The organism is Hirschia sp., from assembly GCF_058892565.1.
This window is the reverse complement of sequence record NZ_JBZXVU010000004.1, coordinates 1-23,520: the sequence shown is the minus strand read 5'-3', so window position 1 is coordinate 23,520 and position 23,520 is coordinate 1. Positions and strand designations below refer to the sequence as shown.

19 protein-coding genes are annotated in these 23,520 nt (G+C 43.3%); 8 read left to right on the top strand and 11 right to left on the bottom strand.

The genetic code is table 11. The features are described 5' to 3' along the window. Nucleotides 1-11: 11 nt before the first annotated feature. From ccoO to ccoS, 7 genes are read left to right on the top strand one after another with little or no spacing between them, the layout of a single operon-like run. On the top strand, nucleotides 12-770 hold the full coding sequence (ccoO, locus tag AC5EF3_RS01595; RefSeq protein WP_015827510.1) for a cytochrome-c oxidase, cbb3-type subunit II: 759 nt from the start codon (nucleotides 12-14) through the stop codon (nucleotides 768-770). Nucleotides 771-775: 5 nt separating this feature from the next. After that, a complete protein-coding gene (locus tag AC5EF3_RS01590) occupies nucleotides 776-943 on the top strand; it encodes a cbb3-type cytochrome c oxidase subunit 3 (RefSeq protein WP_015827511.1) in 168 nt (55 codons plus the stop codon). Beyond that, nucleotides 933-1,817 (top strand): cytochrome-c oxidase, cbb3-type subunit III, encoded by an 885-nt coding sequence (gene ccoP, locus AC5EF3_RS01585; RefSeq protein ID WP_493546772.1) that lies wholly within the window; start codon nucleotides 933-935, stop codon nucleotides 1,815-1,817. Before AC5EF3_RS01590 ends, ccoP begins: the two co-directional genes overlap by 11 nt. A 23-nt stretch (nucleotides 1,818-1,840) precedes the next feature. Beyond that, nucleotides 1,841-3,280: a cytochrome c oxidase accessory protein CcoG gene (gene ccoG / locus AC5EF3_RS01580; protein ID WP_493546771.1), complete on the top strand. Its 1,440-nt coding sequence runs from the start codon at nucleotides 1,841-1,843 to the stop codon at nucleotides 3,278-3,280. Then, nucleotides 3,280-3,786 carry a FixH family protein gene (locus AC5EF3_RS01575; protein WP_493546770.1) on the top strand — a complete coding sequence of 169 codons (507 nt, stop codon included), beginning with the start codon at nucleotides 3,280-3,282 and terminating at the stop codon, nucleotides 3,784-3,786. Before ccoG ends, AC5EF3_RS01575 begins: the two co-directional genes overlap by 1 nt. Further along, the gene (locus AC5EF3_RS01570) at nucleotides 3,783-6,041 is read left to right on the top strand and encodes a heavy metal translocating P-type ATPase (protein WP_493546769.1); all 2,259 of its coding nucleotides are present in this window, start codon (nucleotides 3,783-3,785) and stop codon (nucleotides 6,039-6,041) included. The genes AC5EF3_RS01575 and AC5EF3_RS01570 overlap by 4 nt, the downstream gene beginning before the upstream one ends. 5 nt (nucleotides 6,042-6,046) lie before the next feature. Next, nucleotides 6,047-6,196 carry a cbb3-type cytochrome oxidase assembly protein CcoS gene (gene ccoS / locus AC5EF3_RS01565; RefSeq protein WP_493546768.1) on the top strand — a complete coding sequence of 50 codons (150 nt, stop codon included), beginning with the start codon at nucleotides 6,047-6,049 and terminating at the stop codon, nucleotides 6,194-6,196. A 112-nt stretch (nucleotides 6,197-6,308) separates the two neighbouring features. On the opposite strand, the gene acs is transcribed toward ccoS, so the two are convergent. Beyond that, nucleotides 6,309-8,255: an acetate--CoA ligase gene (gene acs / locus AC5EF3_RS01560; RefSeq protein WP_493546767.1), complete on the bottom strand. Its 1,947-nt coding sequence runs from the start codon at nucleotides 8,253-8,255 to the stop codon at nucleotides 6,309-6,311. A 41-nt stretch (nucleotides 8,256-8,296) separates the two neighbouring features. Beyond that, complete coding sequence (locus AC5EF3_RS01555) at nucleotides 8,297-9,580, bottom strand: DcaP family trimeric outer membrane transporter (RefSeq protein WP_493546766.1); 1,284 nt, start codon at nucleotides 9,578-9,580, stop codon at nucleotides 8,297-8,299. 230 nt (nucleotides 9,581-9,810) lie between these two features. On the opposite strand from AC5EF3_RS01555, the gene AC5EF3_RS01550 reads away from it, so the two are divergent. Next, the gene (locus AC5EF3_RS01550) at nucleotides 9,811-10,476 is read left to right on the top strand and encodes a response regulator (RefSeq protein ID WP_493546765.1); all 666 of its coding nucleotides are present in this window, start codon (nucleotides 9,811-9,813) and stop codon (nucleotides 10,474-10,476) included. Nucleotides 10,477-10,479: 3 nt separating this feature from the next. Here AC5EF3_RS01550 and AC5EF3_RS01545 read toward each other — a convergent pair whose 3' ends face one another. The 9 genes from AC5EF3_RS01545 to eno form a co-directional block, all read right to left on the bottom strand. Next, on the bottom strand, nucleotides 10,480-13,884 hold the full coding sequence (locus AC5EF3_RS01545) for a PAS domain-containing hybrid sensor histidine kinase/response regulator (protein ID WP_493546764.1): 3,405 nt from the start codon (nucleotides 13,882-13,884) through the stop codon (nucleotides 10,480-10,482). A gap of 199 nt (nucleotides 13,885-14,083) precedes the next feature. After that, entirely contained in the window at nucleotides 14,084-15,850 is a 1,767-nt protein-coding gene (locus tag AC5EF3_RS01540) for a sodium:solute symporter family protein (protein ID WP_493546763.1), read from the bottom strand. A 3-nt stretch (nucleotides 15,851-15,853) separates the two neighbouring features. Then, the gene (locus tag AC5EF3_RS01535) at nucleotides 15,854-16,135 is read right to left on the bottom strand and encodes a DUF4212 domain-containing protein (protein WP_015827522.1); all 282 of its coding nucleotides are present in this window, start codon (nucleotides 16,133-16,135) and stop codon (nucleotides 15,854-15,856) included. Between the two features lie 319 nt (nucleotides 16,136-16,454). Next, complete coding sequence (gene lpdA / locus AC5EF3_RS01530; protein ID WP_493546762.1) at nucleotides 16,455-17,873, bottom strand: dihydrolipoyl dehydrogenase; 1,419 nt, start codon at nucleotides 17,871-17,873, stop codon at nucleotides 16,455-16,457. Between the two features lie 46 nt (nucleotides 17,874-17,919). After that, on the bottom strand, nucleotides 17,920-19,224 hold the full coding sequence (locus tag AC5EF3_RS01525) for a pyruvate dehydrogenase complex dihydrolipoamide acetyltransferase (protein ID WP_493546761.1): 1,305 nt from the start codon (nucleotides 19,222-19,224) through the stop codon (nucleotides 17,920-17,922). 83 nt (nucleotides 19,225-19,307) lie between these two features. Further along, nucleotides 19,308-20,690 carry a pyruvate dehydrogenase complex E1 component subunit beta gene (locus AC5EF3_RS01520; protein ID WP_015827525.1) on the bottom strand — a complete coding sequence of 461 codons (1,383 nt, stop codon included), beginning with the start codon at nucleotides 20,688-20,690 and terminating at the stop codon, nucleotides 19,308-19,310. A 5-nt stretch (nucleotides 20,691-20,695) separates the two neighbouring features. After that, nucleotides 20,696-21,643, bottom strand: a complete 948-nt coding sequence (gene pdhA, locus AC5EF3_RS01515; RefSeq protein ID WP_407635710.1) for a pyruvate dehydrogenase (acetyl-transferring) E1 component subunit alpha — start codon at nucleotides 21,641-21,643, stop codon at nucleotides 20,696-20,698. A gap of 212 nt (nucleotides 21,644-21,855) precedes the next feature. Next, nucleotides 21,856-22,140, bottom strand: a complete 285-nt coding sequence (locus AC5EF3_RS01510; protein WP_015827527.1) for an FtsB family cell division protein — start codon at nucleotides 22,138-22,140, stop codon at nucleotides 21,856-21,858. A 148-nt stretch (nucleotides 22,141-22,288) separates the two neighbouring features. Further along, a partial coding sequence (eno, locus tag AC5EF3_RS01505) for a phosphopyruvate hydratase (RefSeq protein WP_493546760.1) occupies nucleotides 22,289-23,520 on the bottom strand: 1,232 nt, incomplete at its 5' end.

Below are 23,520 nucleotides of genomic sequence, written 5' to 3'. Positions count from 1 at the left end.
AGCTTTGGAACATGTCTTTGTTTAACAAACACTCATTTCTTGAAAAGCATTCATCAATACTGACAATTGGTATTTTGTTTGTTGTTGCTATCGGTGGATTAATCGAAATTGCTCCGCTCTTCTATTTGAAGAACACAATCGAAAAAGTGGAAGGAATGCGCCCCTACACACCTTTGGAACTCGCAGGCCGCAATATTTACATCAGAGAAGGTTGTTATGTCTGCCACTCACAAATGGTGCGCCCATTGCGAGATGAAGTTGAACGCTATGGTCATTACTCATTGGCGGCAGAAAGCATGTATGATCACCCGTTCCAATGGGGGTCTAAACGCACAGGGCCAGACCTCGCAAGACTGGGCGGAAAATATGCTGACACATGGCATATGGACCACATGAAAGACCCGCGATCAGTCGTTCCAGAATCTGTAATGCCTCCCTATGCATTCATGATTGGTCGACCATTGAAATTTGAAAATATTGAAGCGGACATCAAAGCCATGAAAGCGTTGGGTGTCCCCTACACAGATGAAATGGTCGAGTTTGCAAAATCTGATTTGATTGTCCAAACCGATCCTAATTCTGATTGGGAAGAAATGGTCGAGCGTTATGAAAACTTAGCCGGCCGGGAAGGTTCCGTTGCTGTTCGCGCGTTTGATGGTGATCCTGAAAACGTCACGGAAATGGACGCTTTAATCGCGTATATGCAAATGCTGGGTTCACTAGTCGATTTCGATAAATACGAAGCCGACGACCTACACAATAGGAGATAGGGTTTATGACTTATCACGCTCTATCAAGCTTTGCCCAAACTTGGGGACTTCTCTACTTCGTTCTCATGTTTGCCGCTGCGCTAGCATACGCGCTTTGGCCGTCAAATAGATCTACTTTTGATGCCGCAGCAAATGTTCCTTTAGAAGATCGGGAGATTTCCGATGACAGATGATAAAAATAAAGATGTCGATGCCTTTTCCGGTGTAGAAACAACCGGCCATGAATGGGACGGTATCAAAGAGCTAAACAATCCACTGCCTCGTTGGTGGCTCTATGTCTGGTATGCCACAATAGCATTTTCTATTCTTTGGTGGATTTTGATGCCGGCTTGGCCTGCACTACCAGGGTTTCAGGGAAATACAGTCGGGGTTTGGAATCAATCTGACCGCGCTCAAGTTGGTGAAGCAGTTGGAGAACTACGCTCTGCGCGAATTGAAAATGCCCAAAAACTCATGAGTGCTTCTCTTGAAGAAATTGAGAAAACACCAGAACTACAACAATTTGCACTGGCTATGGGTGAAAGTTCATTTGGTGATAATTGTGCGACTTGTCATGGAGCTGGCGGACGAGGTGCTATTGGCTACCCAATGCTTGCTGATGATGTTTGGTTGTGGGGTGGTTCGCTAGACGATATTCAACAAACAATCACGTACGGAATTCGTTCAACCCACGATGAAACACGCTATTCTGAAATGCCAGCTTTTGGTCGAGATGGATTTATTTCCGAATCAGAAATTGATGACCTTGTTCAAAAAGTTCTTTCGCTTTCAGGGCAGGAAGCAAATACCGATGCAGTTGCACGAGCTGAAGAAAATTTTGAATATCAGTGTGCTTCTTGTCATGGTGTTGATGGTACTGGGGACCGAACATTTGGCGCACCGAATCTAACCGATCAAGAATGGTTATATGGTGGAGATGCCAGTGCAATTCGTGAGACTATTTATAGCGCACGAAACTCCATTATGCCGCATTGGAATGAACGCTTGGATGAGGCCACCATCAAAGCGTTAGCGGTTTATGTTCACACACTTGGCGGCGGCGAATAACATTCAAAAAGTGATTCACAGCGATGTATAACAACGTCACACCACCTCCTCCAGGACAAAGTGCCTTATACAAGGCAAGGGAACCAATATACCCTCAACTTGTCTCAGGAAAATTTCGGACCATTAAATGGGTGGTGTTGGTATTTGCACTTGCTGTTTATTACATCCTCCCTTGGTTGCGTTGGGACCGTGGTCTTGACGCACCAAATCAAGCAGTATTAGCAGACTTCGCTGGCGGTCGTTTTTATTTTTTCTTTTTGGAAATTTGGCCACAAGAAATCTACTATATTACAGGTTTATTGATATTAGCATCGCTTGGATTATTTCTGGTTACATCGCTCTTTGGGCGGGTATGGTGCGGTTATGCGTGTCCACAAACGGTTTGGACTGATCTATTCATCGCCGTAGAACGAATTTTTGAAGGTGATAGAAATGCGCGCATTAAATTGGATAGAGCCCCTCTAAGCGTAAACAAAGCACTGCGCAAAGTTGGCAAGCATATTGTTTGGCTATTTATTTCATTCGCAACTGGCGGCGCGCTAATATTATACTATCATGATGCACCTACGCTTTTTGCAAACTTCTTCACAGGAGATGCTGAAGTCAGTGCTTATGTATTTGCAGGAATATTGACCTTCACGACATACGCTCTCGCCGGCACAATGCGCGAGCAGGTCTGCACTTATTTATGCCCTTGGCCTCGCATACAGGCAGCTTTAACTGATGAGCATGCTTTAAATGTAACCTATAGATGGGATAGAGGTGAGCCTCGAGGTGCTCATAAAAAAAATACGAGCTGGGATGGTCGCGGTGATTGCATAGACTGTAATGCCTGTGTCGTCGCCTGCCCTGTTGGAATAGACATCCGTCATGGAGCTCAGCTTGAATGTATCCATTGTGCGCTATGCATTGACGCTTGCGATACAATAATGAAACGCGTTGATCGGCCAACTGGGCTAATTGCGTATGATACAGATAAAAATGTTCAAGCTAGATCAGAAGGTAAGCCTGCAGTTTATAATATGCTGCGCCCACGCGTTATTTTGTACGCATTTTTGATTGCTGCAATTTCTTGTATAATGGTCTATGGGCTTTCAACTCGCTCAACCTTTGAGCTCAATGTCATCAAAGATCGCTCACCACCATTTGTGAAATTATCCAATGGAGATATTCGCAATGGATATTCAATTAAACTTGTAAACAAAAAAAGCGAAGACCGAGAAGTTCTAATCACTGCATCCGGAATAAACGGTCTCGACCTTAAAATAATTGGAAATGACGATACAGACAAAACAATCATTATGTCTGGAGAGCATGTCGATAGATTCAGAATTTTAATTACTGTTCCAGAAGCAGACAAGTATAAGTCAGGCAAACACCTCATCATTGAAGCAAAGGATGTTGCGACAGGTGATATTCAAAGCAACAGAGTATTTTTTGCTATACCCAAAAGAGATGATTAATGGAAAAGACAAACTCATCAAAAACCAAACTTACTGGTAAACATGTTCTATTCATGTTTCTTGCATTTTTTGGCGTAATCTTCATTGTGAACGGAATATTTCTGTCTCAAGCAATAAAGTCCTTTCCTGGCGAAATTTCCAAAAAATCATATGTTCAAGGTATTAATTACAACGATACGATACACGAAAAGCATCAACAGGTACTTTTAGGTTGGAGATCTGAAATAGGTGTGATGCACTCTGAAGACACACAAAAAAATTCAGTCCTAGTCGCTCGTTTTTTTGACAAAGACGACCAACCTCTAAATGAGTTGCAAGTAAATGCTGTTTTAAATCAGCACTCTAGTAAACATCAAAACGTGTCTTTTCCTATGCAATTTTCTGCCAATGGAGAATATGCCCATCCAATAGATAGCTTAGAAACAGGCAGATGGACCGTGCAGATTGAAGTAAAAAAATCTTCTGAAATATTCTTCAAAGCACAAAAGGAGATATTCATCCCATGACTCTCACTGGCGGTTCGATTGATTTTAATGCTTCAGAGATTGCTGGTTGTCCATCAGGCTTGGCACCCAAAGAGAGTGACAAGACTGCTCTTCTAGTTGATCCGACTGCTTTTGTGAAGAAGTCAGCTGACGAATACAGTTTGGATATTCTCGTTCGAGGCGCTAAATGTGGTGGTTGTCTTTCAAAAATAGAAAATGGCATCAGTGAATTAGCAGGCATTAATGCAGTTAGAATGAATCTGACAACCGGTCGTCTTCATGTTTCTTGGAAAACTAAAAATCTGCAATCCGCTGATATCATATCAAAAATTTCTTCTTTAGGTTACGGTGCAACCCCTTTTGACCCTGAAGAGGCAGATAACGAACACTCAAAGAGAGAACGTCAATTACTTATGGCAATGGCTGTAGCTGGTTTTGCAGCAGCTAATGTTATGCTTTTGTCGGTATCCGTATGGGCTGGTGTTGATGAAATGAACGCTGAGACCAAAGAATTTCTGCATTGGATCTCTGCGTGTATTGCCCTGCCTGTTGTTGCATTTTCGGGACGCCCGTTCTTTTCATCCGCAATATCTGCAATCCGTGCTGGTCACGTAAATATGGATGTTCCCATATCCTTAGCTGTTTTACTAGCAGCCTGCATGAGCCTTTATGAAACTATTCACCACGGTATGCACACCTATTTTGATGCAGCAGTAATGTTGTTATTCTTCCTTCTTATAGGGCGATTTTTGGATGCTAAGCTGCTAAGGGAAGCCCAATCAGCAGCACGAGATCTTGCCTTGATGCAAACAGGCTCAGTAACTCGCATAAATGCTGATGGTGGTGCTGAATCTGTCAAAGCTTCTACATTGATACCAGATGATATCATACAGGTTGCCGCAGGAGAGCGATTCGCTGTTGATGCTGTGCTTATATCAGGTTGCAGTGAGCTGGATAATCATATGGTATCTGGCGAAAGTACACCTGTAATATCGCAAATTGGTCAAACCATATACGCAGGAACGATAAATTTAACCTCAAGTATCGTAGCACGCGTAAAATCTTCAGCTGAAAATTCGATGTTAGCTGAGGTATCCAAATTACTGGAAATCGGAGAACAACAACGTTCAACATACCGCCAAATTGCGGATAAGGCAGCGAAACTATATGTACCAGTCGTTCATACTGTTTCTGCTGCTGCGTTTCTTGGTTGGATGCTTTACAATGGTGACTTTAAAACAGCAATTTTCATAGCTATTTCTGTACTAATTATCACCTGCCCTTGCGCGCTAGCACTCGCTGCCCCCGTCGTACAAGTCGTTGCTGTTGGAAAGCTTTTCAAAAAAAATGTGTACTTAAAATCAGGTGATGCTTTAGAAAGAATTGCTGCTTGTGATTATGTCATTTTCGACAAGACAGGTACATTAACAAAACCCGATGCATCCCTAAAAGATAATAATATCGATCTCAATCACTTGGAATTGGCAGCCAAACTAGCAAGAGGAAGCAGACATCCATATTCTAGGGCATTGGCCTGTTTAGCAGGCCCAGGAGAGATTGCTTCCAATATTGAAGAAATTTCAGGCTGTGGAATTCAAGGTGTGGTTGATGGAAAGAACGCGAAATTAGGGTCTTTAAAATGGGTGACTGGAGTTGCCCCCTCTTCTAAGGATATTCCTTCCTTGTATTTTCAGTACGACGACGATGAGCCTGTCGCGTTTGAATTTGATGAGACATCAGTGTTGGGCGCAGACTGCATTGCAACTGAATTAGATGAACGCGGATTTAAAGTTGAATTACTGTCTGGTGATGTCCACAACAAAGTTGCCGCTTTTGCTCGAAAATCAAATATTGAATTGTATAGTGGATCAATTTCGCCTTTAGAGAAAGCAGAACGAATTGCAACATTACAATCAGAAGGCAGAAAAGTTCTAATGATTGGCGATGGATTAAATGATGCAGGTGCTTTAGCTAATGCGCATGCCTCTTTAACACCAGGCGGTGCCGCAGATGTTAGCCGTGCCGCAAGTGATGGCGTATTTTCTGGTGATGACGTTCTGGTTATAGCGGACATAATTGACATCGCACGTAGATCGCGCTCTCGCATGCTTGAGAATTTCGGGTTCGCTGCATTATATAATTTGGTTGCAATTCCTATAGCTGTATTTGGCTTTGTTACACCTTTGGTCGCAGCCATTGCTATGTCAGGGTCATCTTTAATTGTTACCTTAAATGCACTGCGTCTAAATCTAACACAAACGAAGCGAGTAAAATAAGACCCATGAGTATGTTGATTTATTTAATACCCGCAGCTCTGGTTATGGGATTTTTAGGATTAATCGCTTTTGCGTGGTCTCTTCGCTCAGGGCAATATGATGACCCAGATGGTGCTGCAGAACGTATTCTAAATTCTGAAGACAAGCCTCTGTGACAATTCGATTTTTGGATAAACCAATGACGTTTGGAGCATTTTACTATGCTCTCAAACGTCATTGATCTTGCTCGTGCTTTTGTTAATGCCAAGAAAACAGGGTAGAAAAATCTTATTTCCTGTTCTGCCTATTCTCAATTAGATCATCCACAACCTCAGGGTCGGCCAAAGTAGAGGTGTCCCCTAAGTTTGAGAATTCATCTTCTGCAATTTTACGAAGAATACGCCTCATGATTTTTCCCGATCTCGTCTTTGGAAGTCCTGGAGCGAATTGGATTTTATCTGGAGAGGCAATTGGACCGATCTCCGCTCTGACCCAATTGACTAAATCTTTTGCTAATTCCGGCGTGCCATCGTTTCCTGCGCTCAACGTGACATAAGCGTATATTCCTTGGCCTTTAACATCATGAGGGTAACCTACAACGGCTGCTTCTGACACTAAGTCGTGTGCAACAAGTGCACTCTCCACTTCCGCCGTTCCCATACGGTGACCTGAAACGTTGATTACATCATCAACGCGGCCTGTAATCCAGTAATAGCCATCCTCATCTCTTCGACATCCGTCACCAGTGAAATATTTCCCCGGGTATGCCGAAAAGTATGTATCTTTAAACCTTTGATGATCGCCGTAAACTGTTCTCATCTGTCCCGGCCAAGAATCGGAAATCACAAGATTTCCTTCCGTTGCACCCTCCAGAACAACACCCTCGGAATCAACGAGTTCAGGTTTAATTCCAAAAAATGGGCGAGTGGCAGATCCTGGTTTTAGTGGAGTTGCACCTGGTAATGGAGAAATCATAATTCCGCCCGTTTCTGTTTGCCACCACGTGTCAACAATCGGACAACGGCTGTCACCGACTACTTTGTGATACCACTCCCAAGCTTCAGGATTAATCGGTTCCCCTACTGAGCCCAAGAGGCGCAAGGATTTGCGGGATGTCTTTTTTACGAAATCTTCGCCTTGCCCCATCAACGCCCGTATAGCCGTTGGTGCTGTATAGAAAATATTGACTTTGTGTTTATCAACAACGTTCCAGAAACGTGAAGCATCTGGATAAGTTGGCACACCTTCAAACATGAGAGTTGTTGCTGCATTAGCAAGAGGACCGTAAACGATATAACTATGGCCAGTTACCCAACCAACGTCTGCCGTACACCAGTAAATATCTCCGGGTTTGTAGTCAAAAACGTATTCATGAGTCATCGAAGCCCAAACAAGATACCCTCCTGTTGTGTGCAAAACTCCTTTTGGTTGGCCAGTAGAACCTGAAGTATAAAGAATAAATAATGGGTCTTCAGCTTTCATCGCTACAGGTTCACAGAATTCATCAACACCAGTTGCTGCTTCATGCCACCAAATATCACGTCCTCCTTTCATAGAGACCGGATTACCTGTGTTCTCAACGACGAGTATTTTGTCTACCCCGAGTGCATGCTTTACAGCTTCATCTACATTCTTCTTTAGCGGAACAGACTTCGAGCCTCGAAGCCCTTCATCGGCAGTGATGATAACAGAACTTCGACAGTCGTTAATTCTTCCAGCAAGCGCTTCAGCAGAAAAACCCGCAAAAACGATTGAATGTATGGCACCAATTCGAGCACAAGCTAGCATGGCGTATGCAGCCTCGGGAATCATAGGAAGGTAAATAGTTACTCGATCACCCTTCTGAACGCCCATACTTTTTAGAACATTTGCAAACCGGCATACGCGGCGATGCAATTGTGCAAAAGTGATATTTTCAGATTTATTCGGGTCATCTCCTTCCCAAATAATAGCGATTTGGTCGGCTTTATCTTTGAGATGACGGTCAATACAGTTATAAGATACGTTCAATTCACCATCAGAAAACCAATTCACATGAAGGTTTTCTTTGCTCCAAGATACATCTTTGACTTTTGTGTATTGTTTGGACCATGATAGGCGCTTGCCATGTTCACCCCAAAAAGCATCAGGATCATCGATGGAAGCCTGATACATTTTTTGATATAGCGTATCATCAATCAATGCATTCTTAGCAAAGTCATCAGGTACAGGAAATATTTTATCTTGGTTTGACATAACGCCTATCCGTCCATTTTCTTCGTATTCTTATTTATATATCAAAAGGCGTACTTTGTTGAAAAAGTAAAACGGTTCATATCACCTTCATCACCGCCCTCATTTTCTCTAACAGCATGCATAAATTCAGCTCCAAGCGTAACTTTAGGAGCTATATCCCACATATAGGCTATGTATCCGCTAAGGGCTTGTTTGGTCATAGCATCTGAGGCTGAATCAAGGTTTTCAATAGTAATTCCACCGGCACCAATATTCAGCCTGTTATTATCACCTAAAACGTGGCGATAAGCTAGATATCCGCCGTAAGATGGAATTGCTTCAAAGCTGCCATCTAAAGTAAGGTCCGCACTCTTTGCTATAGCTAAGCCCATGTAACGACCAATGCCTTCACCGCCACTAATAGAAAAGCGAATATCGTTCTTTTCACCTACATTGACTTTTCCGGCTATTGAAAGACCATATCCAGTTGTCTCTTCATTTAGAGCTCCAAGTTCAGCTTTCAATTGTCGACCGATCCCTGAGATTGAAACGTTTCCAAAATCACCGGTTAGATTATAGCGAGCGATTAGGTCTGGAATTAAACTATCATCTGCAAGCCCAGCTAAGTTTGTATTCGTGTTAGGATTTTCCACGGCAAACTGAAAATTGCCTTTGGTATATCGGATTTGTGGCTGACGTATAAATATCATACCGTCGCCAAGAACTAAGAAACTCGCAGACTCTGGAATAGCAGATGTATTTTGAAATGTAGACCACTCCTGTCCCAACAACCAATTGTCATAGGAGACAAATGCGCGACGAAGTCTCGGTGAATAAGAGTTAGATACGGCTTCATTTCCCTGAGCTGAACCTAGGAAATCCATTTCTAACCGACCACCAATTTTATGGCCATCAACCTGTTTGTTTGCTGTGACATAAAAGCGGGACGACTTGGCTGTAAAGTCTGTGGAAGGATCTTCTCCTATCCCACCAACTGGAGTTGCAGAAGGGATGTAGAAATCACGCGCAATAGACGATCCTGCAATGTCACCATCTGAAAAGTCCGTAACGTGTGCATCAACATCTATGATTCCACCCCACGTTATTGAAGGCTGACTTGGGTCTAATTCGGGCGCACTGTTTGATTGTTCACGCGCTTTTAATCGAACAATTTCTTCATCGGTTGATGCCTTTTGATTGGTAAGTTCTGCCTTAAGTTCATTTACCATAGCCTCAAGTTCTGCAATTCGTGATTCTATATCACCAGGTGCATCTGCAATTGCTAATGGTGCAAACGCCAATATCGACGCTGAAAGCATTAAGTTTTTGAGTACTGTTTTCTTCATCTTGTTTCTCCCCAGTATAGTTTTTATCTAGGCAGTATCTAAAGGCGGCGTCCAATCCGCTAGATATCCATTGGTCGTGTCCGACTAAGGTCTGACCTGCTAGAATAATCTAAAAACTCTGTCATAATGAAAGAAAGATAATAAATACAAAACGCGCCGCGACGAAGATTCTCCGTATTTAAAAAAGGAGTATTTTGGGAGGTAGACGTTATTGCATTGTGGAGGAAAAAATGGGCGACGATGAACATGAGTTGGAAATCAAAAAATCATCGAGTCTACTTATTGTAGATGATCATCCGCTCTTTCGAGATGCCTTAGCTGCAGCTGCAAGTTTAAACCCTAATATCCGTTCAACATATTTTGCAGGATCAGTTTTAGAAGCTTGTGAATGCTTAAAAAGTAGTTTGCCAGACCTTGTCTTGTTGGACCTCAATTTAAAAGATACAACAGGTTTGGAGAGTCTGATTACCCTTCAGGCTCAGGCGCCTTCACAGCGCGTAGCAATTGTTACCGCGACTGAAGATCGAGAAATTATTGAAAGAGCCATGGCTCTCGGAGCTGTTGGGTACATCCCTAAAAGTCTCGACATGAATTCTCTTAAGGGAGCTATCTCCGATTTGTTATCAGGTGAAAATTGGACACCACCGGAATTTCAACAAGCAATCGAACCTTCTCCAGCAAGCGAAATAGCGAGTAGGTTAGCTAGTTTGACACCAGCACAACGTCGTGTGTTGTCTGGTCTAAAGAGTGGACTTTTGAACAAGCAAATAGCTTATGAAATGGGAATTTCGGAAGCTACAGTAAAAGCACATATGACAGCTATATTTAGAAAGCTAGGTGTAGCTAGCCGGACACAAGCATTACTGTCTCTACAAGCGTTGTGGCAATCTAAATAGTCGTTATTCAGCAGCAATGGGGATCCCCGCTAAATATGCTTGTAAATCCCTGGGAGAAACGGGCTTAGTAAAAACAGCCAACCCTTCCTTCTTCGCCCGACTTAATGCATACTCAGATTTATCGGCAGTCAGCAATGCCGCTGGTAATGAGTAATTACATGCGGACAGTATTTTTTCTCTCACGTCGAAACCGGTTTCACCACCTAATAGATGATAGTCTAAAAAAGCAAAATCCAAATGTTCGGAAGATGCAATTCTAACAGCCTCATCTCCAGATTTCGCTCGAAATGGAATGCAGCCCCAAGATAACAGAAGTGCTTCCATACCATCCAATATTGTCGGTTCATCGTCTACGCAAAGTACCTTCACACCTTTTAGGCTGTAAAGGCTTTTATGTTCTTTTTGAACTTGTTTAATCTCTTTGCTAACCGATTGAGATTCCAGCAAATCAACAAAAAACACCGATCCTTTATTTTCCCATGAACGTAATCCAACGCTCGCTCCCATAAGTCCAGCCATTCTATTTGCAATGGCCAACCCTAATCCAGCGCCTCGAATTCCATTTCGATCAGCTTCTTCTAATCTTTGAAATTCTTCAAAAATAAGATGCTGTTTGCTTGTTGGGATGCCAACACCAGTATCCCATACTTCAATTCTGATCTTTCCTCCTCGCCTGCGTGCACCGACAAGTACACCACCGGATCGAGTATATCGTAGAGCATTGGAAACGAAGTTCCGAACTATTGATTTTAAGAAATCTTCATCAGCAAATGCTCCCAACGTGGTGGGAACCAACTTAAACCGTAGACCCGCTGCTTTCGCGATAGGGTCTGCTTCGTCACCAATATCAGAAAAAAGAGCCCCGAGCGAAAGAGACGTATAATTAGCGTCTCTTACTCCATGGTCGAGTTTTGAGATATCAAGTAGACCTCGCAACAATTGATCAGAAGATTGGATTGCTTGGTCTATCTTACCGACAAGTCTTAGTGCATCAGGGTTCGTTCCTTGTAGATTGCTTTGTAATGCCCCTGTAAATAGACGAGCCGCATTTAAAGGTTGAAGTAAATCATGACTTGCGGCGGCCAAGAACCTAGTTTTAGACGCATTAGCACCTTCTGCTTCTCTTCTTGCTCCATCTAATTCTTGCGTAAGATTTTCTAATTCCGAAGTTCTTTCCACAACTCTGATTTCAAGATTTTCTTTTGCTTCTCTCAATCGTCTTTCTATTGCTTTGTCTTCGCTAACATCTGTAAAGGTGCTAACATATCCACCTCCAGGCATAGGATTTCCGATCGTTTTAATTATGGTCCCGTCAGGCCGTTGCCTTTCAAAAGTGTGGGGTCGTCCCTCTTTAATATGCGCTAATCTTATGGAGACTAGTGCATCTTTTTCATCCGTTGCTGCTGTTCCATTTTTTGTTGTCCATTTGATAATATCTGCAATTGGCCTTCCCACACGAACCAACTCTTCAGGCAGATCGAACATTTTTATATAGGCTGAATTCCAAGCAACCAGCTTTTGTTCACCGTCAACCACGGAAACGCCTAGAGATATGTTCTCAAGTGTCGCTTGCAAAAGATGGCGGTCAAAACGCTTAGCGTGACTTTTCTCATCTAAAATAGACAATAAATCATCTAAAGTTACGTCTGACCGTGTTATGGCAGAACCCAACACAACTCTCGCCGAAGATGAACCTAACGCGCTTGAAAGCAACCTTTCAGTCCGCTGCACGAGCCGCCAATCTGCTTCTACCGATGGATTAGTATCGACCCCTATTTCTTCAGCGTAGGAAGCAAAAGCAGATGAAACTGCAGATGGTTTCAGGAACCTAGACGCTAACGCCTGCAAATCACCAACACTTACGCCTTTTACTGTGTACGAGACAGGCTTGCCGTGACCAGATTCTAAGCCTTTTTCTCGAAATACATTTGCTTGCACTCTATCTCGTAGCCGTTCTTTGGCCCTCAACGATAGAATGACAAATAGCAATGTATTGATTGATAAGCTCCAAAGAACACCGTGACTAAGACTATCTACAGTACCAATTCCGAAGAAATTAGAGGGTGGCAAAATACTCCCCATCATCCATTCAGGCCCAAATACAGCAGGTAGAACCAATGTATAGGCCCACAACACACAGCCAGCTAAAATTCCTGCCATGGCTCCATTTCTGTGGGCTTTACGCCAATAGACAGCTCCGATTAAAGCTGGAAATAATTGTGCTGCTCCTGCAAAAGAAAGTAACCCTATCTCCATCAAAGCATTGCGGTCTCCAAATGCCTGATAAAACAAATAACCAAACAACAGTAAGCCTAAAATAGTAGTCCGTCTTATGTTGAGAAGTTTTGATCCAATGTTCTGGTCAGCAGGGTCAAATGTTTTTAGTCTCAACATAACTGGAACGATCAAATCGTTTGTTATCATTGTAGATAATGCGATAGCGGCAACAACAACCATACCAGTAGCTGCGGAAAAACCTCCAATAAAAACCAGTATAGTCAACCATGGAAGTTGCGCTGCCTGAGGGAGAAGAACAACAAATAAGTCTGTTGGAGTATTAGACGGCAGCAAGTGCAAACCAGCTATGGTTATCGGAATAACGACAAGACTTGTCAGCAAAAGATAAAGTGGAAGCACGATCCGAGATAATTTCATCTCATTGTTAGAACGTCGCTCAATGATTGCCACATGAAACTGTCTTGGCAAGCAAACCATTGCTGCCATTGATAGCAATGTTGTAGACAAAAAATTGAACTGTATATTTTGTGTGTCAAACTTTGTCGCATAGTCGGAGAGCTCAAAATCAGACAATCCGGATAGAGTAACGATCCCTAATATTGCTACCGCAATAAGTGCAACTAATTTCACGATTGCTTCAAAAGCTAATACATTCATTAAGCCGTAATTGGGTTTCGTCGCATCTTCATACCGTGCGCCAAAAAGTACCGCAAAAACAGCTAAGCCTAAAGCTGCAACTAATACAGTCTGATCCGCCGGTGTTGCTGAATGATCCGTGTGACCAATTGTAATCGCTTGAAAGCTCATGCCTACAGATTTTAATTGCAGCGCAATATATGGCAAAGAAACCACTGTCAGAGTTGCTGTAGCTATGGCTGCCAACAATCGGCTTCTACCATATCTTGATGCTAAAAAATCAGAAAGAGAGTTGATACTTTCTCGTTTAGAAACATCTGCAATGCGCTGTAAGATACTTGGCCAAAACAGATATAGCAAAATCGGTCCGATATATATCGGAAGAAAATACCATCCATTAATAGCGGCAGAACCTACAGCGCCAAAGAAGGTCCAAGACGTGCAGTAAACCCCTAAAGCTAACGAATAAATAAGTGGATGCCGTCGCCACCCTGCGCCTGCCTGTTTCGCATATTGCTCTCCCTTCCAAGCCATAAAAAATAGACCTGAAATATACAATGTCATTACAAAGAAGATTAACCAAACAGGCATAAAGGCTCCATTCTCCAGAACCTATCTGAACTGTCATGCTCAACAATGGCAAGATCTTCTAAGGTCTAATCAAAAAAACTTCAGTAAAAAGGGCAACCTAATTAAAGATTGCCCTTCTGTGTTTTTCTATACTTTAGCTTGTCTATTCAGCTGGAGCCATCCCAGCGTCTGCAATACCATGAGAAGATCGCATTCCAGGAACACGTATGTCCTCAACAAGGTCTTGAATATCTTGAGGTGGTTCAGGTGTAGCTAAACTAACCACGACTCCAAGTACCATCGCTATCCACATTATGAAAAAGCCAATACCTTCTGGGGAAATACCTAAAAAGTACAGATCAGGAGAAAGCCCGCCAAATTTGAATGCGTAAATGTATCCAAATGTTGAGACTAACCCGAAGACCATCGTGGTGATAGCACCTTCCTTATTGAAACGTTTCCAGAATATCCCAAGGAATATAATTGGAAATAAGGATGCAGCGGCGAGCCCGAAAGCAAAAGCCACAACCTGAGCAACAAAGCCCAATTGCGCGGAGAACACACCTAGTAAACCAGCAGCAACCACTGCACCAGCAGCAGCAGCTCGAGCAACAAATAACTCTGTTTTGTCATCCATATCTGGTTTTAAAGTTCGTTTCATAAGGTCGTGGCTGACTGATGAAGAAATAACCATCAACAATCCAGCTGCAGTTGAAAGAGCAGCAGCAAGCCCCCCAGCTACAACAAGACCTATTACCCAACCTGGTAGTTGTGCAATCTCTGGGTTTGCAAGAACAAATATGTCCCTATTCAACGGTTCAACTTCATTTGCATCACCAGCTCGGTATTGAATAACACCGTCACCATTTTTATCTTGGAAACCGAGCAGTCCAGTTTTCTCCCAAGAGTTAAACCATTTTGGTGTTGGTGTAGCACCTGTTGCAGCAATCTCTGCTGCCCCTGTTTCATAGTCTTCAGCAGATACATACGTGCTTTCGTTCACTTGATCTATGAAATTCATACGACCGAGTGCGCCAACAGCGGGCGCAGTTGTATATAATAGTGCGATAAAGAATAACGCCCAACCAGCAGAGAGACGCGCATCTGAAGCTTTAGGCACCGTAAAGAATCGAATGATCACATGTGGTAGCCCTGCGGTACCAAACATTAGTGCACCTGTAATACAGAATACATCAATCATACTTTTATTAGTTGTTGTATATTCTGCAAAACCCAAATCCACGAGAACTGCATTGAGTTTTGCTAGCATCGCAATGTCTTCACCTTTGATGTTAGAGATAAAACCTAACTGAGGTATTGGATTGCCGGTCACAATCATAGACATAAACACTGCTGGCACTGTGTAGGCGAAAATAAGTACACAATATTGAGCAACTTGAGTGTATGTTATTCCCTTCATACCGCCTAAAACAGCATAGAAGAAGACTATCACCATACCAATCACAATTCCCCATTCAAAGGGAACGCCCAGAAATCCTGAGAAAGCGACTCCAACGCCTTTCATTTGACCTGCAATATAAGTAAATGAAACGAAAATAGCACAAACGACCGCTATTACCCTAGCGACTGGTGAATAGAAACGGTCTCCGACAAAGTCGGGAACGGTAAATTTCCCAAACTCCCTCAGGTAAGGTGCTAGCAATAACGCCAGCAATACATATCCGCCTGTCCATCCCATTAGATAAACTGAGCCGCCATAGCCAAGAAATGCGATTAGTCCAGCCATAGAAAGAAATGACGCTGCTGACATCCAATCAGCTGCTGTAGCCATACCGTTTACAACCGGATGCACGCCATGGTCTGCAATGTAAAATTCGTCAGTTGAACCGGCACGAGACCATACCGCAATCGCGATATACAGTCCGAAAGTTGTGACAACGAAGAAGTAGGTCCACATCTGTTGATCCATAATCTACCCCTTTATGTTGAATTTTCGCTCAAGCGCAGCCATTTGACGCGCATAAATGATGATCAACGCTAAAAATACATAGATTGATCCATTTTGAGCAAACCAGAAACCAAGTGGCGCACCACCTAAACTTACTGTGTCCAGAGCGTCTCTGAAAAGTATTCCACAGCCGTAGGAAACCAAAAACCAAACAGCCAACAGCACACTCATTAAACGAACATTTGCCGCCCAATATGCTTTCGCCTGTTCTGGTGTCGGTCCAGATGAAGAAGATTGATTTGTCATATGCCTCCCCTAAAGGTCTTTTCTTAGTCGGCTATATTGCCGCATTAAAAATGATCCACTTAAGAGAGGGAGAACATAAGAGCGACTTTAGTCGACATTTACGTATTTGTTTTAAATAACAGTAGTTTAAATAACATTCGAAGAGCTCATATTAATGCCAAAATGAAAGTCAATGACATTTAAAACAAGTATTCAGCTGGATTTTATCGTGAAATCCATAGGTTTCGCTCATTGTATTCAAATATACTGTTTAATTAAAACCGCATAAAAAAGGCGGCCAAATTATTGACCGCCTTTTTGAGAAAAATTCTAGAGTACCTTAGATATGAAGAGCTCGATCATAAGCATCCAATGTACTTTCATGCATCATCTCTGAAAGTGTTGGATGTGGAAAAATCGTTTCCATAATCTCTGCTTCAGTCAACTCTCCTTGGCGCGCAATTACAAAGCCTTGAATGAGCTCAGTCACTTCAGCACCTGCCATATGAGCACCGAGCAGTTCACCTGTTTTTTCATCAAACACTGTTTTGATAATGCCTTCAGGCTCTCCAAGTGCGACTGCTTTACCATTACCAATAAACGGGAAACGGCCAACTTTGACTTTGTGCCCTTTTTCTTTTGCAGCAGCCTCAGTCAGTCCCACAGAAGCAACTTGCGGGTGACAGTAGGTACAACCAGCTATATTGTCTGTTTTGAATTCATGCGGATTTTTACCAGCAATTTTTTCTACACAAACAACACCTTCATGAGTTGCTTTGTGTGCAAGCCAAGGTGGACCTGTCAGGTCACCAATTGCATATAGACCTGCCACACCTGTCCTGCCAAATCCATCTACTGTGACGTGTGTGCGGTCAATTTTTGCACCAACTTCCTCAAGCCCAGTATTTTCAACGTTTCCAACTATACCAACGGCAACGATAACAACATCTGCTGTTATCTTTTCAATTTTACCATCTTTAAGTTTCACAGATGCCGTAACGCTATTTTTGCCTTTTTCCAGCCCTTGAACTTGAGCTGATTTCACAAGCTTCATTCCCTGCTTTGTGAGCTGTTTATCTACAAAGTTAGAAATGTCAGCATCCTCGACGGGAAGAATACGATCTAGCGCTTCTATGACAGTCGTTTCAGACCCTAAAGTGTTATAAAAGCTAGCGAATTCTATACCGATTGCTCCTGAACCAATCACAAGAAGTTTCTTTGGAATTTCTTTAGGCACAAGCGCTTCACGATATGACCAAATCCGGTCTCCATCAGGGACTAGCCCAGCCTGAGGTATAGCTCGTGCACGTGCACCTGTCGCCATAATAACATGTTTAGAAGTATAGGTTCCCGCACCCTTACCATCTTTCACGACAACATGTGGAGCAGGCTTTCCAGCCTTCAAACTGGCTGTTCCTTCAATAACTGTAATCTTGTTTTTCTTCATGAGAAAAGCAACACCACCAGCCATTTGTTTGGAAACGCCACGAGAACGTTCCACAATTTTTTCAATATGTGCAACAGGCTTAACTTTACCTAGTCCGTATGCTTCAGCATTTTCCATCATATGGAAAACTTCTGATGTTCTAAGCAAGGCTTTCGTCGGGATACATCCCCAGTTTAGACAAATACCACCTAACTCAGCACGCTCAACAATGGCAGTTTTCATACCCAATTGAGATGCACGGATAGCTGTGGCATATCCTCCAGGGCCGGAACCAACTACTATAAGGTCAAACTGGTTTTTTGCGTCCGCCACGGGCTCGCTCCTTTATGTTTAATAGTACCACTAAATCTACACTACGTTACAGCAGCATAGATTCTGGGCTTTCTACATAACGTTTGAAGGCTTGCAGCCATTTGGCACCCTCTGCTCCGCCAACAACACGGTGATCACAAGTCAATGTTACTGTCATCACAGTTGCTGTTGTTAATTGACCGTCTTTGCCAACCACTGGACGTTTTTCTCCAGATCCTACAGACATAATCATGCCTTCAGGTGGATTGATGATTGAAGAAAATGACTTAATTCCAAACATACCCAAGTTTGAAATAGAGAACGTACCACCCATATATTCTTGAGGGGCTAATTTTCTCTCACGCGCACGTTTTGCCAAATCTTTCATTTCAGCAGAAATCGTTGCCAATCCTTTAGATTGCGCATCCTTGATAACCGGTGTTATCAAGCCGCCATCAATCGCTACAGCCACAGAAATATTCGCTGATTTGTGATACGCAAACCCGTTATCTGTATAACTTGCGTTACAATCAGGTTCGTCCATCAAAGCTAAAGCTGATGCTTTGATTAGAAAGTCATTGACTGAAATTTTAACGCCCTCAGGCGCTGAATCATTGATCGATTTTCGTGCTGACAGCAATTTGTCCAACTGAATATCAACATTCAACGGGAAGTGCGGGATCTGCATAAAGCTTTCTGTCAAACGCTTGGCGACGACTTTTGCCATTCCATCTAACGGTTTTAATTCATAGCTTTCAGGCGCATATACGCGATCATCTAAAATTTGCGGCAAGATTAAGCCATCAGGTGAAACTGCACTAGCTACCGCCTTCGCTGCGATAGGTTTAGCATTTTCAACATCAGAGCGAATGATACGTCCGCGCGGCCCTGATCCTGAAACTGTAGAAAGATCTATGCCTTTCTCAGCAGCGATTCTTTTTGCCAATGGTGATGCGAAAATACGATCTCCATTTTTTGATGGAGCTGGCGAAGAAGTCGAAGGAGCTGGCGATGATTGCGGAGGCGTTTTTTCCGGCGCTGAAGTCTTTTCGACAGGTGCTTCTTTGGAGGCTGCTGCAGTTGTTGGAGGTGAAGTTTCAGCTGGACCTTTAATCGCGTCCGCATCTTCCCCCTCTTCAGCCAACACAGCAATAACTGAGTTAACTTTGACGCCTTCAGAGCCTTCGTCGACAAGAATGACTGCTACACGCCCCTCGTCAACAGCTTCTACTTCCATTGTTGCTTTATCAGTTTCAATTTCGGCGATAACATCGCCCGGCCCAACAGCATCGCCCGGTTTGACAAGCCATTTTGCAAGAGTACCTTCTTCCATCGTCGGCGATAGAGCTGGCATTGTGATGTTTATTGGCATCTAGGCAGTTCCCTTATGGTCAGGCAGCGCAGCTAAACTGCTGCGCGAACCTTTTCATTTTTATTACCGTGCATCCTCTAAAGTTATTTAGAGTAGCAGACCTTTTTAGCTGCTTCCACGATGTCATTCGTGTTCGGCAAGGATAATTTTTCCAAGTTACCAGCATATGGTAATGGAACATCTTTTTGGTGAACCCGTGCCGGCGGAGCATCAAGGTAATCAAATGCTTCATCGACACAAATCGCAGAAATCTCTGCACCAATACCGTATGTTCCCCAGCCCTCTTCACAGGCAACAACTCGATTTGTTTTCTTCACACTTTCAATAACAGTAGCTTTATCGAGAGGACGCACAGTACGCAGGTCAACAACTTCCGCACTAATACCTTCTTGGGCTAGAATTTCAGCCGCTTCTAACGCGTAGCCAACCATTCTAGACAAAGCGACCAGTGTTACATCTGTTCCCTCTCGACGGACTTTAGCTTTACCGATTGGTAGAACAAAATCCTCCATGTCAGGAACTTCAAAGCTTTCACCATAGAGAAGCTCATGCTCCAAAAATACAACAGGGTTTGGATCACGTATAGCTGCTTTAAGTAGACCTTTTGCATCAGCAGCGTCATAAGGCGCTATAACTTTTAGACCCGGCACATTTCCATACCACGTCGCATAATCGTGAGAGTGCTGTGCACCCACGCGAGAAGCTGCTCCATTTGGACCGCGAAACACGATCGAACAACCCATTTGACCACCTGACATGTACAATGTCTTAGCAGCAGAGTTGATGATGTGGTCGATGGCCTGCATCGCAAAGTTAAACGTCATGAATTCCACAATCGGTTTAAGGTCAGCATATGCAGCCCCCACACCTAATCCAGCGAAACCATGTTCTGTGATTGGTGTATCTACGACACGACGATCACCAAACTCTTGAAGAAGTTCACGCGTAACTTTGTAAGCACCTTGATATTGAGCAACTTCTTCACCCATTACAAAAACAGTTTCGTCACGGCGCATTTCTTCTGCCATCGCATCGCGGAGCGCATCACGTACTGTTGTTGTTTTGAATTCCGTTCCGTCTGGAATATCTGGGTCTGACAACATGTCATCTGCTGGTGGCATGTTGTGTCCAACATTAACTTCTGCAGGCTCAGGATTCTCAGTTACTTCTTTAGAGGCTGATGAAGCAGAAGGACCGGCTGAAGCAACTGCGGCAAGGTCTTCACCATCTTCGGCAAGCATTGCAATCACTGCGTTGACCTTAACACCTTCAGAACCTTCAGCTACGAGGATTTTAGCAATTGTGCCTTCGTCCACAGCTTCAACTTCCATAGTTGCTTTGTCTGTTTCTATTTCTGCTAGGATATCACCGGGAGCGACTTTATCGCCTTCAGATTTTAGCCATTTTGATAATGTGCCCTCTTCCATAGTTGGTGAAAGAGCTGGCATAAGAATTTCTACTGACATGTAACTTACACCTCCCGCAATACATCTGTCCAAAGTTCGGACGGGTCCGGCTCTGGGCTAGTTTGTGCAAAGTCAGCACTTTTGTTCACGATGACACGAACTTCTTTGTCTATAACTTTAAGATCTTCTTCAGAGGCGATCTTAGATTCGATAAGCTGCTTCTTAAGCCCTTCAATAGGGTCATGATGCGACCGAATATCGTCAACTTCTTCACGTTTACGGTATTTGGCGGGGTCAGACATAGAGTGACCGCGATAGCGGTAAGTCTTCATCTCAAGAATGTAAGGCCCTTTACCAGAACGAATGTGTTCGATTGCCTTCAGAGCAGCTTCGCGAACTTTTAAAACATCCATTCCATCAACAGCTTCACCCGGAATATCAAACGAAATACCGCGTTTGTACAATTCCTGTTCTGCTGATGCTCTGGAAACCGCAGTTCCCATAGCATATTGGTTATTCTCAATCACATATAGCGCTGGAAGCTTCCATAGTGAGGCCATGTTGAATGACTCATACACTTGGCCTTGGTTCGCAGCACCGTCACCGAAATAAGAAACAGAAACATTGCCATTCTTTTTGTACTGATTGGCAAAAGCCAATCCTGTACCAAGAGAGACCTGAGCCCCAACAATACCATGACCACCATAGAAATTTTTCTCTTTGGAGAACATGTGCATGGAACCACCTTTACCGCGAGAGTATCCACCCTCACGACCGGTAAGTTCGGCCATTACACCGTCCGCTTCCATATCACATGCAAGCATATGACCGTGGTCTCGGTATCCAGTTATAACCTGATCGCCTTCGATCAAAGCACTTTGAACACCGACTACAACGGCTTCTTGACCGATATAGAGATGGCAGAAACCAGCAATAAGACCCATACCATATAATTGGCCAGCTTTCTCTTCAAAGCGACGAATTAATAGCATATCCCGATAGTATTTTAGCATCTCTTCGTTTGAAGGAGCTGACTTCGGATTCGTTTTACCCTTTTTGGGTGATGTAGCGTTAGCGGCGACCAAGCGAACCTCCATGACATTTTGTTCAGACTACTGACTTGAATAGCACCCCGTCCAGTCAGAGCTGCTATGCATTATTGGTGCTGCATCGCACCATATTGTGATTTTCGATCAAATTAGATCAATTGAATTGACCAATGCACCTATTCTTTGACGTTTAAAATAACTTCATCTTCTCTAGCATAGGCGAGTTTTTTACGCGCTATTTCTTCAATATAGTCTAAGTCTAAAGTTTCAGGTCTAAGTCGATGGATTTTTTCATATACCACATCTTTTTCGCCCTGAATCACCTCTAGCTCAAGGATTAATTCTTTTTCTCGTTTCTGCAAGTTCGTCCATTTCGCCAACCCTTGATCACCAGCGAGGGCATTATAAGCCAAGTAGAAAAGAACGAGGCTTAAGACAAAAGTTGCTAGTAAACTACGCATTCAAAGATCAATTTCCTCTAACCAATTCTTATTTTGATAGTCAAACTAGCTTAATGTCAGGTTTATCAATTTTTATTGCAGCGCAGAATAAAAAACGCTCAAACCAATTAAGTTTTGAGCGTTCTTTTTTTCAACTTAGCAATTCTTCCTAGATCCGAATCGACGAACGACCAAGATAAACGCCTTGTTCATCTAGCTCTTCTTCAATGCGGAGAAGTTGGTTGTATTTAGCCAAACGGTCAGAGCGCGCCAAAGAACCAGTTTTAATCTGCCCACAATTCATGGCCACAGCCAGATCAGCAATCGTTGCATCCTCTGTCTCACCTGAACGGTGAGACATGACTGAGGTAAAGCCACGACTTGTTGCCAAATTAACCGCTTCCATTGTTTCTGTAAGCGTACCAATTTGGTTTACTTTAACTAGAATAGAGTTTGCAGCACCTAATTCGATACCTTTAGCCAAGCGTTTGGAGTTGGTTACAAACAAATCGTCTCCAACGAGCTGACATTTCGCGCCAACAAGGCCTGTAAGTGTTTTCCATCCATCCCAATCATCTTCAGCCATACCATCTTCAATAGATATAATAGGGTATTTATTGACGAGATCTGTGAGGTATTGCGCCATTTCATCCGAAGAAAGAGACTTGCCTTCTCCAGCAAGAACATATTTTCCGTCTTTGTAGAATTCGGTAGACGCTGCATCTAAAGCTAGTGCACAATCTTCGCCTGGGCGGTATCCAGCATTCTCGATAGACTTCATGATAAAAGAAATAGCTTCTTCAGTCGAAGCTATGTTGGGTGCAAAACCACCTTCATCACCAACAGAAGTACTTAGTCCCGCATCTGACAAAGATTTTTTCAAGCTATGAAACACTTCTGTTCCCATCCGAAGTGCTTCGGAGAAAGAAGGTGCACCAACTGGCATGATCATAAATTCTTGAACATCAATGGCGTTATCTGCGTGTTCGCCACCATTGATAATATTCATCATAGGGGTTGGAAGTACGTGTGCATTTGCACCACCAATGTAACGGTATAGTGGCAAAGCTGAAGCGTTTGCAGCAGCTTTCGCTGCAGCCATAGACACACCAAGAATAGCATTAGCACCCAAACGAGACTTTGTTTCGGTTCCATCTAAATCTATCATGGCTTGGTCTAAGCGACGCTGATCTTCAGCATCTAAACCGATAAGTTCTTCGTAGATTTCAGTATTAACGGCCTCAACAGCCTTAAGCACACCCTTGCCGCCATAACGGGACTTATCACCGTCACGTAGCTCATGCGCTTCATATGCCCCTGTAGACGCACCTGATGGTACGGCTGCGCGACCTAGCGAACCATCGTCAAGTGTTACATCAACTTCAATAGTCGGATTTCCCC